The organism is Mesorhizobium sp. M0276 (assembly GCF_040321755.1).
Classification (GTDB): Bacteria; Pseudomonadota; Alphaproteobacteria; order Rhizobiales; family Rhizobiaceae; genus Mesorhizobium.
Window position 1 is genome coordinate 15,777 of record NZ_JAMYSC010000062.1, and the last position, 12,324, is coordinate 28,100.

A 12,324-nucleotide genomic window follows, 5' to 3' on the forward strand; every position below is an offset into this window, starting at 1 on the left:
AGCCCCGTCAAAGGTTCACCCAAGCCAAGGCCGGCGCGTCACTGCCACATATCGACAACACGCTGAACCAGTCCAGTGACGCGGGTCTTTTGCGTGAAGTGACATTTCAGGTCGCCACATGCTTGCGATATTGGCTACTTCCGGCCGCTATCCCTTTTCCAAACGCACGATCGCGGGTGACCGATCCCGCTTCCGGCGCCATAGCCGTGGAAAGCAAGCGGCTCGACGGTGTCCAGCTCGCTCAGATCGATTGCGTTCGGGTGGCCAAGGCACCGCTAAGACGTTCCGATACGTCGGAGGGAAAAAGGAGGTTGCGAGCCGCGAGGCCCTCATTCCGTGCCCGAGCATACGAGCCTTTGCCCGGTATTGCGCCAGCCTCTACCAGAATTCAGCGCAGTCTTCTTTAGGAGCAACTTGATGACAGTTCAAAAGAAAGTTCCCTTCGTCACCTTTCTCACGCGTGTTCACGATAAGTCAGTCCAGGGGCCAAATCCATATCGCTGGCAAGAAAAGACATCTGACGACTACTTTGCCGGCAAGCGGGTCATCCTGTTCTCGCTGCCTGGCGCCTTCACGCCGACCTGCTCGACCTACCAATTGCCCAAGTTCGAAGAGCTCTATGATGAGTTTGAGAAGGAGGGAATTGACGCGATTTACTGCCTCTCAGTCAACGACGCCTTCGTCATGAATGCGTGGGGGAAGTCCTTGGGCCTGAAGCAGGTCGAGCTCATCCCCGATGGCTCAGGCGAGTTCACACGCAAAATGGGCATGCTGGTCGCCAAGGACAATCTCGGCTTCGGGATGCGCTCCTGGCGCTACGCCGCCCTGATCAACAATGGCGTGGTGGAGCACTGGTTCGAGGAGGAAGGTTTCTCCGACAACTGCGAGGCCGACCCCTATGGCGTCTCGTCCCCGCAAAACGTTCTCGAAACGCTGAAAGCCGCCGCATGACCTAGAATACGTCTCACTGGTGCCATTGCCGGCCCCAAGAGGCTCCTCGACAGGATTATCGCGCTCACCATGCAATCCTCAGCAAGCCTGCTTCAGCGCCAGAAGCAATCCATGGTCGCATCGCCTCAACTCATTGAGTCGATTCGCCTGCTGCAACTGGCGCATACTGAACTGCATCAGTTCGTGGAGCGGGAAATCGAGAAGAACCCGCTCTTGGAATCTGCATCAAACGATGGCGGGCCTTTTGACGATGTTTCGATTTCGGGATCGGATCAACCCATCGGCCCTGGCGCAAACGCCGTTGAAGGACCGACCGGGCCAGGGTCGCCTGAACGGCTCGGGCAGTGGAAATCACTTCGCAACACGACCAACAACCCCCCGGGCAATGGCCCTTCCCTCGACGAGTTTGCCACCCTCGCCGAAACATTGCACGACCATGTCGCTCGTCAGATCGCCCTCACTGCGTTCACACCACAGGAGCGGCTGATCGCTGGCCAGCTTGCCGCCGATCTGGAAGACACTGGCTATCTTCGGGCAAACCTTTTGGAGCTGGCCGAGAGCCTGAATGTCCATGAGGCTGTTGTGGAACGGGTTCTCGGAACCTTGCAGCAATTTGATCCACCGGGAGTTTTTGCGCGAAGCCTCAGAGAATGCCTCGAGATCCAGTTGCGCCAGCGAAATCGGCTCGACCCGGCAATGGCAGCTTTGGTTGCCCATCTTGAAAAGCTTGCGCGACGGGATTTTGAGGCACTGAAGCAGCATTGCGGCGTCGATGAAGAAGACCTTCTCGACATGATGCATGAGATTCGGGCGCTCGATCCCAAGCCTGGGAACAGATTCGAATCCGGTGCGTCTGAATCAATCATACCCGACGTCTGGGTCACGCCCTCGCCGCAAGGCGGGTGGCAGATCGAACTTGATCCCGCCACGCTGCCAAAGCTGCTGATCAACCAAACCTATTATGCCGAAGTCACGCGTCAAACTGCCCAAAATTCGAAAGATCAAGCATTTCTCGACGAATGCTTGCAAAACGCGAACTGGCTAATCCGCAGCCTTGATCAGCGCGCCAAGACGATTGTTAAGGTTGCGGCTGAAATCGTGCGTCAGCAGGATGCCTTTTTGGAACATGGCGTCGCCCACCTGCGGCCTCTCAATCTTAGAACCGTCGCTGACGCGATCGGCGTGCACGAGTCGACGGTAAGCCGGGTGACCTCGAACAAGTACATGCTTACCCCGCGCGGAGTCTTTGAACTGAAGTATTTTTTCACCGTCGCGATCGCGTCCTGCCAAGGCGGCGATGCGCACTCCGCCGAAGCTGTCCGGCATCGGATCAAAGCGATCATTGCCGCAGAATCTCCCGGCGACGTGCTTTCCGATGAGGACATCGCTGTCCGGCTGAAGGAAACCGGCATCGATGTTGCGCGCCGCACCGTCACAAAATATCGCGAAGCAATGAACATCCCCTCCTCCGTGCAACGCCGCCGGGAAATGCGCTTGTGTTTTTGAATTTGGGTCAGGGCAACCAACATCACGTTGCATTGCATCAAAGTGGAGACTTCGTTCATGACCCAATCCGCGGCATGCGTCATGGACGCTGTTTTGCACCACCCAGAAAAACCCGTCCCACCGTCTGGTCCCGCATGGGGTGCGGTGATTTCGCTTTCCTTGGGCACCTTCGGGCTGGTCACGGCAGAGTTTCTGCCTGTCAGCCTGCTCACTCCCCTCGCGCATGATCTCGGCATAACCGAGGGAGCGGCTGGACAGGCGATGACGGCGACCGCTATCGTCGGGGCGATCTCGGCGCCGACGGTGGCCATCATCACAAAGCGCCTGGACCGAAGGACCGTCATGTGGACGATGACGCTGCTGCTGATCCTGTCCGACCTTCTGGCGGCCGGCGCGTGGTCGCTGGCGGTTCTCCTGACTGCACGCATCGTGCTCGGCATAGCGCTCGGAGGCTTCTGGTCGATGTCGGCAGCACTGGCGATGCGGCTCGTTCCAAGCCACCTCCTGGCGCGCGCTATGTCGATCATCCTCACCGGCGTTTCGGTGGCTACCGTTTGCGCAGCTCCAATCGGCGCTTATGTCGGCGATATCTGGGGATGGCGTAGCGCCTTCATACTCGCCGCAGTCGGCGGCGCGGCTACACTGCTGGTGCAACTCATAACCATTCCGAGACTGCCTCCGATTGGAGTGGCTAGCTTCCGCAGCCTGCTGGATGTGGCTAAGATTCCGATGGTCAAGGTTGCGCTTTTGGTCGTCCTGCTGGTCGCTTCCGGCCACTTCGCCGGAATCACCTATATCCGCGCCTTCCTCGAGAAGATTCCCGCGCTGGATGTCGAGACGATCTCGCTTGTGTTGCTGGCTTTTGGCATCGGCGGATTCTTCGGCAATTTGGCCGGCGGGCTTCTGGCCGAGTACAGTCTCAAGGCAGTCGCGGCCCTTGCACCGCTGCTCATAGCGATAGCCGCTGTTTCGCTGCTGACGGCGGGAGCATCGGCCTTGGCCTCGGCGATTGCTGTTGCCGCGTGGGGGTTTGCCTTCGGCGCGGTGCCAGTGGGATTGCAGACGTGGATGGTACGGAGGGTCGTTCCCGAGCAGGCCCAAAGCGCCGGTGTGCTGCTGGTCACAGTATTCCAAGTGGCAATCGCTGCCGGCGCGATCTTCGGCGGACTATTGGTGGACAATGCCGGGGTTACCAGTGCCATTGCCTACAGTGCTGTTGCCACGTTCGTCGCTGCCCTCATAGTGTTCCTGCTCGGCCCGAAGCGCGAAACCTAGACCGCCTGACAGAAAAGGCCTCAGCAGCGCAGCGGGACGAGAGATGCGATGCACGGCGCGGCGCGGTTCTCCGCACGATTACGCATGGACCAGCGCAGCGCCTCGCCGGCTTCACCTCCGGGCCATGGCGACCTTCGCCGCCAGACACGCGAACCTCGCCGGCACCGGTTTCCATTTGGCGACGGTGAGCGCTGCCGGCGCGATGGAACCCTTGCTGGCGGTCATACCTTCACGACAAGCCGGCATTCTGGGCAAGCGACAGCTGCGCGCCGGCCATGCCCGTCAGAACGCCGGTGACGATGCCGCTCGATAGCGCAGACAGGTCGCGAATTGCCAGTCGTATCAACGGCGGCCGGATTATCGTCGACCGCGCGTACCTTGTTTCGGCCGCAGACTATCGTTCGGCAGCTTGATGATGTTGACCACATAGCCTAGGAGCTATATATGACTTGGGAAGTCGTTTTTGGCGTTGAGTTCGACGGGGAGTTCGACGCGTTGCACCAGACAGTCCAAGATGAGCTATTGGCCTCGGCTGCTCGGTGTGATCAGGCCCCAGCTGGGGCGACCGCGTGCGGATACCTTGAATGACTCGTCGTTCGCGAACATGAAAGAACTTCGCTTCGACGCTGATGATGGTGTCTGGCGGGTTGCGTTCGCATTCGACCGGAAGCGGAAGGCGATCCTGCTCGTCGCCGGCGGTAAGTCGGGCGTGAGTGAGAAGCGCTTCTATAAAAGTCTGATCGCCAAGGCGGACAAGCGCTATCAGGGGCATCTCGACCGTTTGGGGGCGGCGAAGAAGGAGAAGAAGTGATGGGACGCAAGCTTGACGACCTAATCGCTGCGCTCCCCGAGGATCGTCGGGAGCGGGTCGACGCGCGTTTCGAAGAGTTAAGGGGAGAAGTCGAGAGTCTCGGTGAGTTGCGGCGTGCGGCTGGAAAGGCTCAAGCCGAAATCGCTTCGGTCCTCAAGATCAAGCAGCCTTCGGTCTCGAAGATCGAGAAACAAGCCGACATGTACTTGTCTACTCTTAAAAGCTACGTCGAGGCGATCGGGGGGCAACTCGAACTCGTCGTTCGCCTTCCCTCACGCGCGCCCCTCCGTATAGAGCGGCTCGGCGACGTCGTGGCTCCCAAAGCGGTCTCCGTGCGTAGGGTTAAAAGAGCGGCAGGTGGACGTAATCGCACAAAAGCCGCACGCGCCGGCTGACCTCACTCTGTTTCGGCTAAAGACTACCGATGGGCGAGATGGTCTCGTCGATGCGAGGAGTAGGTATGAGCAACGTCCTAGTTAAGCCAGCTCGCGGCAAGGGAACGGAGGCCGACATAGGTGTGAGCTGCGGATGCCGGCGACTTTGGCTGCCTCCTGGACTGCGCGGTGCAATTGCCTCGATGAGATCGGCGCGGTGAAGCTGCGCCCCGGGGAACAGTCAGCCATGGGGGAGCATCACCCCGCGCCACCTGCCTTCGCGCCACCACAGCCGGAGCAGTTCCAGAAGTTGCAGCGAGAACATAGCGTTGTGGTCCCTGCGTCCCTTGCCGTGTTCGACGCGGATCAGCATGCGTGTCGAGTCGATTTCGTCGATCTTGAGGTGCGCAACTTGAAACACGCGCAGGCCCGCGCCATACCTGAAAGATCGCCTGCTTGCCGTGGCGTCATCAACCGTCGGACGAATGTTTGCATTTAACTTTGACGCGACAGCGACTGCCAACGTCGTTGCCAACTATGTCCGCTTTTAAGGGAGCGTCGATTCAGTTCTCGATGTCCGAGATGAGGCGCATCCAGATATTCAGTAGCTGACCGATCGCGCTCCGGTCGCCTCATGCCTTACACATCGTCGATCGGAGAACCGCCTGCATATGCTCTGCCAGGTCGAGTTCACCGCGCGCCTCGATCTCTAAAAGATACCGAGCCTTGGCTAGGCGGTCCGCTTCCCCCACCGCAGGGTAGCCGCAGATGGCGAGCAGCGTCCTCTCCTCCTCCCGGCTGGCTCTGTCGGACTCGCCGCTGCCACCGCCCATGTCATGCAGGGCTTTACCGAACGCGGCATAAGCTAGCCTTGCGCATCGTGCTCGCAACCAAGTGCGAACTGCCGCTCGAGTTCGCCAGAATGACAAAGAAGGCGTCCGCCGCGACGAGGCCACAACAAAATTCGAGCGCGGGCTCCGCAAGTTGCCAAAGTTTCTCTATAAGAGAGTAATCGACGCTCAGGGAACAAGATGTCGTCTCGCCACTCGTTCGCATCGAAGCGCGCCATTGTAGCCGGGATAGCGCTTGTCTTACCCGCGTCCATTTATTTTCTGCTGGCGATTGTCATGCCACGACAATATCGCTTGGTCGTCGAAACCGCATTAGATCATGGCTGGCAGTTCTGCATCGCAATAGCGGTCCTGGTCGCGTACACTGTATGCGCTTTATGGGCGCTACGAGCCCGGGGCATCCTCACCCCATCTTTGGTGATACTGGCATCATCGTCCCTGATCGCAGCGCTGCTAACCGGACTTCTAGTTGGAGGTCCCTCTTGGTTCATCTTTTTCTTGGGTGCCGCGGCCGGAATAGGTGTTTTGACCGGCGTATCGTGGGTTTCAAACATTGAGCTCTGGGACCGGCTGCCTGTGCGCATAAGGTCGGTCTGGGTGGCCTCTGCGATTGCGATCGCAATCTACCTATCGTTCGGTTCTGCGACTGTTTTGAGTCCAGTGCATTTTCCACGAATTTTGGGGGCGTTCGCGATCCTCTCGATCTTCGTCGGGCTGCTTAGTGTGATACTCCTTGTTGCAGCAATCAGGCCAGTGGCGGGTGTCGCAGCGGTTTGTTACGTCGTAATTGCCCAATTCGTCCTTGGGTCCAATGGGCATTACATCCCGATGAAGCAAGCAAAAACGTGGCCGCCCGCTCTTGATGCGACCTTCAGCGAGTGGCTCAAAGATCGCGCCGACCTCGATGCTTACCGTTCGCAAAACCGAGCCTATCCAGTAGTTTTTGTTTCATCCGAAGGCGGAGGCATCTATGCGGCAGCCCATGCTTATGGCGTACTCTCCAGCCTGGACCGACACTGCCCACCTTCAGCCAGCATGTCTTCGCTGCCGTAGGTGTGTCGGGCGGAGCATTGGGCAACGCTCTTTTTGCAGACCGTGTCAAATCACCTCAGCATGATCACAAGCCGTGCGGTATGGCTGCAGCCCCAGTTGACCCCGAGCCGGTTGTTGCTGACCACCTTTCGCCCGTCTTCGCAAGATTTTTGCTGGTTGAGCCAATTGACCGACTTATGCCTGGCCATTGGCTGGTAGACGATCGAGCTCAAGTACTCGCGAATTCCTTCCTTTCGGACTCGATCGACAAGGAATTCATGCAAACTGCGATCGGCGACAGTTTTGATCTCAAAGGTGCGCGCCCAGCTCTGATCTCGGTAGCTATGGATGTCGCGAATGGCAGGCGATTCGTGATGGCGCCCTTTCAGCCACCGGAGGAGGCCAGCACTGCTCTATGGTGGCCGTTTGACGCTGACCCTGTTACGGCGAAGACCAGCTATCCTGAAATTAGTGTGCTGGACGCCGCCGGCTTGTCGGCACGCTTCCCTTGGATCACTCCCACAGGCCGCTTGCGCGTCAAAATTGACAAGGAACTCGTTCTTGCTGATGGCGGATATTTCGACGACAGCGGCGCCGATACGGTGTTGGACCTCATCAACGCGCTTCGTATTAGCAAGGATTGGCACAACTTTGCCAAGGCGGGCGTGCAGTCAACGACGCCTGACGACATTTCCGAAGAAAACTGCGAAGAGCCTGCGATACAGATCGTGGACAATTTTCACGATCAGGCAACATGGAAGCCGTGTGTTTATCCCGTTTTCTTCATTCACCTTGCCTTGGCAGCAAACGAGGAAAACCCATCTCAACCGACATCCGCTAGTAGCGTATCACAGTCGTTTATCTTTGATCCCATTAGAGCCCTCCTCGCTACGCGCGAGTCGCGCGCAGAAATTGCACTGCAACGCTCAGACTTTGACAGGTGTGGTACGCATATGTCCGGTGCTGAATGTTATTCTGATCCTAACGGTTCGTTTGGTTTCTTCCGAAATGACATATCACCTGTCAAATTGTCTTTGCCACTGGGTTGGTATATGTCTCAATCAAGTTTCAAGTCTATTCTTGATAATTCCATACCCGATGCCCTTTTTGACTATCATAAGACGCGTAGGGAAGCGGATAACGATCTTGAGTTGCTCATTTTCCATTTTGACCCCGACCTCTACAAGCAAGGCGCCGATCCTAGTATAGATGACCTTTTTCCAAGTCCATAGTCTCGCTTTGCTGACCGGCGCCCTAGGTGATCAACGATGATGGCGCCGCTTGCCCATTCGCTGCCTACCCCAAGTGACGGTGCCGGTACGCGAGCCTCGATGCCAGATCTCTATTACTTCCTATTCAGCAGTCTGACATCGACTCGACCAACTTATTTGGTACTCGTTCCGGCACCTTGCCAGAAATAATTGTGTTTGAGGACAGCATAGCTTCTTTGCCAGAAATCTGCGATGATGCTAATTCATGTTTTGCGAGGGGCAATCGATGATCATCCGAAAAGACGCAATGCATTTGTTGCCGACTGAGAAGAAGGCTTTCACCGACGCTGTTCTGGCTTTGAAGAAACAACCAAGCAAATTTCATCCCAGCGATGAATCCCGGGGACGATATGATGACTTCGTGGAAGTCCACTACAACGCCATGATGGCAATGATGATGGGCCACGTTCCAAACTGGGGGCATCTATCGGCCGCATTTGGGCCTTGGCATCGCGTGTACTTGTATCATTTCGAGTCCGAACTGCGTGCCACCAGCGCAGAGGCAGCCTCGGTTGCGTTGCCATACTGGGACTGGACGAACAAGCCTTCTACAGCGGCCGTATTCGCCCCCGATCTGCTCGGCGGAAATGGTCAACCTGCCGACAGTCAGGTCATGGATGGGCCATTCGCCCATGCCGCCGGAAACTGGAACGTTGTCGTGAAAGACGACAACACAAATCCCGATTTTCTGACAAGGCAGTTCGGTGCAGATCAGAGCGCACCAAAACTTCCTGGCAAAACGGCTCAAAACGCCGTTATGGCCATTGGCGTCTATGATGAAGCACCATGGTATGACGACAGCAGGAAGACAGCCGCGCAACGCAACCGCGCAGATCAGCTATTCAGGTTTAGGCTGGAATACGATCTGCACAATCTGGTGCATCGCTACATTGGCGGCGATATGGCATTGGCCTCATCACCAAACGATCCGGTGTTTTGGCTGCACCATTGCAACCTGGACCGTCTGTGGTCGTACTGGGAGCAGACGAAGGGCGTTAGTGCTCCATACGCTCCAGACTCTGGTGGCCCCGACGGCCAAAGCGGCGACAAGCCATTGATTTTCGCGTTCTCGAATGGGACGCCACCATGGCTTGGGGCGACAAAACCGCAGGACGTCTACCATTCCAGAGCGCAGCTTCAGGTAGGTTATGAAACCGATCGGGGAGAAACACGTGTGCTCGCGGACCTGCAATCCGCGAAAGTTGCGTTGGCAGACATGCAAATGCCGATGCCGGCGAAGGACATGTACCCGCTGCGACGGGAATTCCATGAAGCATCCCCGTCAGCTATGAAAATGTTCCCACTCAGACAGGAGTTTAAAGCCAACAAATAGCCTAGGCCAACTTCGTAATTGCAGGCCATGAGCCGCTACATTCGGTGGTTGCTTGCGCAAGGACAAGCCGACGCCATAGGCAGACCGAAATCGGTTGCAGTTGCTCCGCGAGCCTCTTGAGATGTTGTCGCAATGGGTTCCGATGCGAGAAACACAGCCGCCTTCCGGTGCGATGCCAAAGATAAAATATTGCGTCGGCTCGCTTTTTCGTTTGTTGACTCGAACAGCTTTGAAATACGCATCAGCGATATAGGAAGTTGTATGACAGGCTAAAGTTTATCGGATCCATTACTTGTATTTTACCACACTGGCACTGTGGGACACACCTGCTGCCGCTAAGGGGGCCGGAAAACTCCACCTTCCGGCGGTCCAAAGAATGGTATCGGATCAGATCAATGAAACTCCGGACTCTCCATTGAACTGGAGGGAACAAGGGTCTCAGGTCACATCAGATATCCCCATTGGTTCAGGGTGTAGGACACGGCGTCGCCGAGCTTGCTGTCCGGCAAGACTTTTGGGGCGATGTCGTCGAGCCATGCCTTAAGAGCATTGAGGATGGGGACACTATGTTGCTGGCGGAAGCGGCGAATGCAGTGATCTCGCGTTTCGCCGTCCTCGGGGATTTCGTTCCGCGCCTGCCTTTCAACCCGATAAAGCTGTTCGAAGAACCGGAGCGCCTGTTCCGGCGGGCCGCCGCCTTTCTTCCTCGCCTTTAGGGCATCGACGAAGCGCCGCCTCGAATGGGCCATACAGCCAAGATGCGTTGCCCCTTCCAGCGTGCGCCAGGCGGAATAACCGTCACTCATCACGATGCCGCGGTAATCGCCCAAGAAGGTCTGCGGGTGTATCTGGCCGCGACCCGGCTGATAATCGAGCAGCACGATCGGCTCGTCACTGTCCTGGCCGCTCCGGTATGCCCACATGTACGAGGTGCTGGCGGCCTCTCTGTCCATTTCCTTCAGCACCTGGACCGTGGTCTCGTCGCCATGGATGAGGGGCTGCGATCTGAGCCGCAGCTTCAGCACGTCATAGATGCGGGAGAGATGCTTTTCGCTCGAGCCGATCACCCAGTGGCCCAGAGCGCCACGGCTGACAGGAACACCCGCGCGCTCGAAGGCCTGCGCCAGGCGGTAGAGCGGTGTGCCGTCGACGTATTTGTGAACGAGCGCGAAGGCCAGCGTCGAAGCCGTGGCGATGCTGCCCGGCAAGGGTTGCGCGGGCATCGGCGCGGTCACGACCGGCGTGTTGATGCCGGTACGCTCACAATGGCGGCAAGCATATTTGAACGTAAGCGCCACGCCGCTCCCCTCGTGCGGCGCATGAGGTGAATGTGCCAAGAATCCCCCCGATCGCGAGAGACGGAGGGCCTACATGGGAGCAGACGGCAAAATGGACGTCCATTTGGACGTCCCAACAGCTGGCTACGCAGGCCGGGTCGCATCGTTGCCCGGTGCAATCATCGCGAGGCCCGAACCGCTCGGATCACCTGCGACAGCTGCTCGAGGTCAACCGCTGTTCGGATCACCATGTCGTCGATCACGATTTCCACCTTCGCCGGCGTCGATTTCGATGGCCTCATCGTCCGCTGAGGCGCCGATGGTTCTTCCACCATCAGCGGCGCGAACATCGGCGCCACGCTTTCTGGCAGTGCCAGTTGTCCCTGACGAAGGCGACGCCGCCAATCGTAGACCTGCCAGCGGGTCGCGCCATGCTTGCGCAATCCGGGCTCTGTCGGCCTCCGAGCGAACCCGCCGTCCCGTTGGACCGTCCAGAACCGCGCGACCGCCGCCACCTGCACCCCCGGCATCAGGCTCTCGGCCGGTTGACTTCCGGCGCGGCATGGACGGATTGGCATTGGCTGTGCAGGAGATGCTAGGCCTCGACCCATACTGTGGGGCAGCCTTCGTCTTCCGGGCCAAAAGGGCTGACAGGATCAAGATTTTGGTGTGGGATCGCACCGGCCTTGTGCTCGTTCACAAGCGGCTCGAGGGCTCGAAGTTCGTTTGGCCGCAGGTTCGCGACGGTGTGATGCGGATGTCGCCGGCGATGTTCGCGGCCTTGTTCGAAGGGCTGGACTGGAGACTGGTTCGCCCCGAGCGGGCACGGCGTCCGCAGTTGGCCGGATGAGTGTGGCACAGTGACTCAGGTGCCTTGTCTCCAATGGCGTTATCGGCACTCATGTGCTTGATTTAGTGCATGAATCTGACGGTTCTCCAGGAAGAGAACGAGCGTTTGAAGGCGCTCCTGGCCCAGACGCAAGCGACCTTGGCCGAGCACCAGGCTGCCTTAGCTGCATCCGAGGAGGCGCGCCGCCGCCTGGAGAGCGTCGTCAGCCAGCTCAACCACGAGAAGTTCGGCGCCAAGTCCGAGAAGCTGCATCCCGATCAATACCACCTGCCGCTCGAAGACGTGGAGATCGCGCAGGGCGTGCTCGATGCCGCGCAGGAAAAGGCGCAGCGGGTCATCCAGGGTCGTTCGGACGGCGCGTCCGGTTCACGCCTGCGCAACCGCGGTCACTTGCCTGCCCATCTGCCGCGAGTGGAACGGATCATCGAGCCCAAGAGCACGCTGTGCCCCTGCGGCTGCGGCGAGATGGCCAGGATCGGCGAAGATGTCAGCGAACGGCTCGACGCAATCCCGGCGCAGTTGCGCGTGCTGGTCACGCGCCGCCCGAAATACGCTTGCCGGCGCTGCTCGGGCGCGGTCGTGCAGGCGCATGCGCCCGAGCATATCGTGCCTGGCGGCCTGCCGACCGAGGCGTTGATCGCCCAGGTCATCGTCGCCAAGTTCGGTGATCACTTGCCGTTCTACCGGCAGGCCGAGATCTACGCCCGCCAGGGCATCCAGCTGGACCGGGCGACACTGGGCAACTGGGCAGGCCGGGCCTGCTTCCATCTCAAGCCCATAGCCGACCACATGC

Annotated in this window: 12 protein-coding genes and 2 pseudogenes; 11 read left to right on the forward strand and 3 right to left on the reverse strand. The window is 58.5% G+C overall.

All coding sequences use genetic code 11. The annotated features are described in order from the left end of the window. Positions 1-417 precede the first annotated feature (417 nt). The 6 genes from NKJ01_RS30795 to NKJ01_RS30820 all read left to right on the forward strand — a co-directional run bounded on the left by NKJ01_RS30795 (position 418) and on the right by NKJ01_RS30820 (position 4,938). Positions 418-951, forward strand: coding sequence for a peroxiredoxin (locus NKJ01_RS30795; RefSeq protein WP_352733958.1), 534 nt, complete (start codon positions 418-420; stop codon positions 949-951). Between the two features lie 69 nt (positions 952-1,020). Further along, a complete protein-coding gene (rpoN, locus tag NKJ01_RS30800; RefSeq protein WP_352733937.1) occupies positions 1,021-2,457 on the forward strand; it encodes an RNA polymerase factor sigma-54 in 1,437 nt (478 codons plus the stop codon). Positions 2,458-2,514: 57 nt separating this feature from the next. Beyond that, on the forward strand, positions 2,515-3,732 hold the full coding sequence (locus NKJ01_RS30805; RefSeq protein ID WP_352733939.1) for an MFS transporter: 1,218 nt from the start codon (positions 2,515-2,517) through the stop codon (positions 3,730-3,732). Positions 3,733-3,856: 124 nt separating this feature from the next. Next, a complete protein-coding gene (locus tag NKJ01_RS30810) occupies positions 3,857-4,045 on the forward strand; it encodes a hypothetical protein (protein ID WP_352733941.1) in 189 nt (62 codons plus the stop codon). A 201-nt stretch (positions 4,046-4,246) separates the two neighbouring features. Then, a complete protein-coding gene (locus tag NKJ01_RS30815) occupies positions 4,247-4,543 on the forward strand; it encodes a type II toxin-antitoxin system RelE/ParE family toxin (protein ID WP_352733943.1) in 297 nt (98 codons plus the stop codon). After that, positions 4,543-4,938 (forward strand): XRE family transcriptional regulator, encoded by a 396-nt coding sequence (locus tag NKJ01_RS30820; protein WP_352733945.1) that lies wholly within the window; start codon positions 4,543-4,545, stop codon positions 4,936-4,938. The genes NKJ01_RS30815 and NKJ01_RS30820 overlap by 1 nt, the downstream gene beginning before the upstream one ends. A gap of 220 nt (positions 4,939-5,158) precedes the next feature. On the opposite strand, the gene NKJ01_RS30825 is transcribed toward NKJ01_RS30820, so the two are convergent. Then, the gene (locus NKJ01_RS30825) at positions 5,159-5,452 is read right to left on the reverse strand and encodes a tyrosine-type recombinase/integrase (protein WP_352733947.1); all 294 of its coding nucleotides are present in this window, start codon (positions 5,450-5,452) and stop codon (positions 5,159-5,161) included. Between the two features lie 496 nt (positions 5,453-5,948). On the opposite strand from NKJ01_RS30825, the gene NKJ01_RS30830 reads away from it, so the two are divergent. The 3 genes from NKJ01_RS30830 (at position 5,949) to NKJ01_RS30840 (ending at position 9,404) form a co-directional block, all read left to right on the forward strand. Further along, a complete protein-coding gene (locus NKJ01_RS30830) occupies positions 5,949-6,821 on the forward strand; it encodes a hypothetical protein (RefSeq protein ID WP_352733948.1) in 873 nt (290 codons plus the stop codon). A 17-nt stretch (positions 6,822-6,838) separates the two neighbouring features. Continuing rightward, positions 6,839-8,032: a hypothetical protein gene (locus tag NKJ01_RS30835; protein WP_352733950.1), complete on the forward strand. Its 1,194-nt coding sequence runs from the start codon at positions 6,839-6,841 to the stop codon at positions 8,030-8,032. Positions 8,033-8,297: 265 nt separating this feature from the next. Next, positions 8,298-9,404 carry a tyrosinase family protein gene (locus NKJ01_RS30840; protein WP_352733952.1) on the forward strand — a complete coding sequence of 369 codons (1,107 nt, stop codon included), beginning with the start codon at positions 8,298-8,300 and terminating at the stop codon, positions 9,402-9,404. A 449-nt stretch (positions 9,405-9,853) separates the two neighbouring features. On the opposite strand, the pseudogene tnpC reads toward NKJ01_RS30840, so the two are convergent. Both tnpC and NKJ01_RS30850 read right to left on the reverse strand, forming a co-directional pair. After that, positions 9,854-10,687, reverse strand: a pseudogene (gene tnpC / locus NKJ01_RS30845) (IS66 family transposase); the annotation flags it as partial. 173 nt (positions 10,688-10,860) lie between these two features. Next, positions 10,861-11,124: a hypothetical protein gene (locus NKJ01_RS30850; RefSeq protein WP_352733959.1), complete on the reverse strand. Its 264-nt coding sequence runs from the start codon at positions 11,122-11,124 to the stop codon at positions 10,861-10,863. A 92-nt stretch (positions 11,125-11,216) separates the two neighbouring features. On the opposite strand from NKJ01_RS30850, the pseudogene tnpB reads away from it, so the two are divergent. Continuing rightward, a pseudogene (gene tnpB / locus NKJ01_RS30855) lies at positions 11,217-11,531 on the forward strand (IS66 family insertion sequence element accessory protein TnpB); the annotation flags it as partial. Positions 11,532-11,600: 69 nt separating this feature from the next. Next, on the forward strand, positions 11,601-12,324 hold a 724-nt coding region (locus tag NKJ01_RS30860), incomplete at its 3' end, for an IS66 family transposase zinc-finger binding domain-containing protein (RefSeq protein ID WP_352733954.1).

Coding starts and splice junctions, on each gene's coding strand:
- NKJ01_RS30795 (WP_352733958.1), top strand. CDS start 418: ATGACAGTTCAAAAGAAAGTTCCCTTCGTCACCTTTCTCACGCGTGTT.
- NKJ01_RS30830 (WP_352733948.1), top strand. CDS start 5,949: ATGTCGTCTCGCCACTCGTTCGCATCGAAGCGCGCCATTGTAGCCGGG.
- NKJ01_RS30840 (WP_352733952.1), top strand. CDS start 8,298: ATGATCATCCGAAAAGACGCAATGCATTTGTTGCCGACTGAGAAGAAG.
- NKJ01_RS30805 (WP_352733939.1), top strand. CDS start 2,515: ATGACCCAATCCGCGGCATGCGTCATGGACGCTGTTTTGCACCACCCA.
- NKJ01_RS30815 (WP_352733943.1), top strand. CDS start 4,247: ATGAGCTATTGGCCTCGGCTGCTCGGTGTGATCAGGCCCCAGCTGGGG.
- NKJ01_RS30820 (WP_352733945.1), top strand. CDS start 4,543: ATGGGACGCAAGCTTGACGACCTAATCGCTGCGCTCCCCGAGGATCGT.
- NKJ01_RS30810 (WP_352733941.1), top strand. CDS start 3,857: ATGGCGACCTTCGCCGCCAGACACGCGAACCTCGCCGGCACCGGTTTC.
- rpoN (WP_352733937.1), top strand. CDS start 1,021: ATGCAATCCTCAGCAAGCCTGCTTCAGCGCCAGAAGCAATCCATGGTC.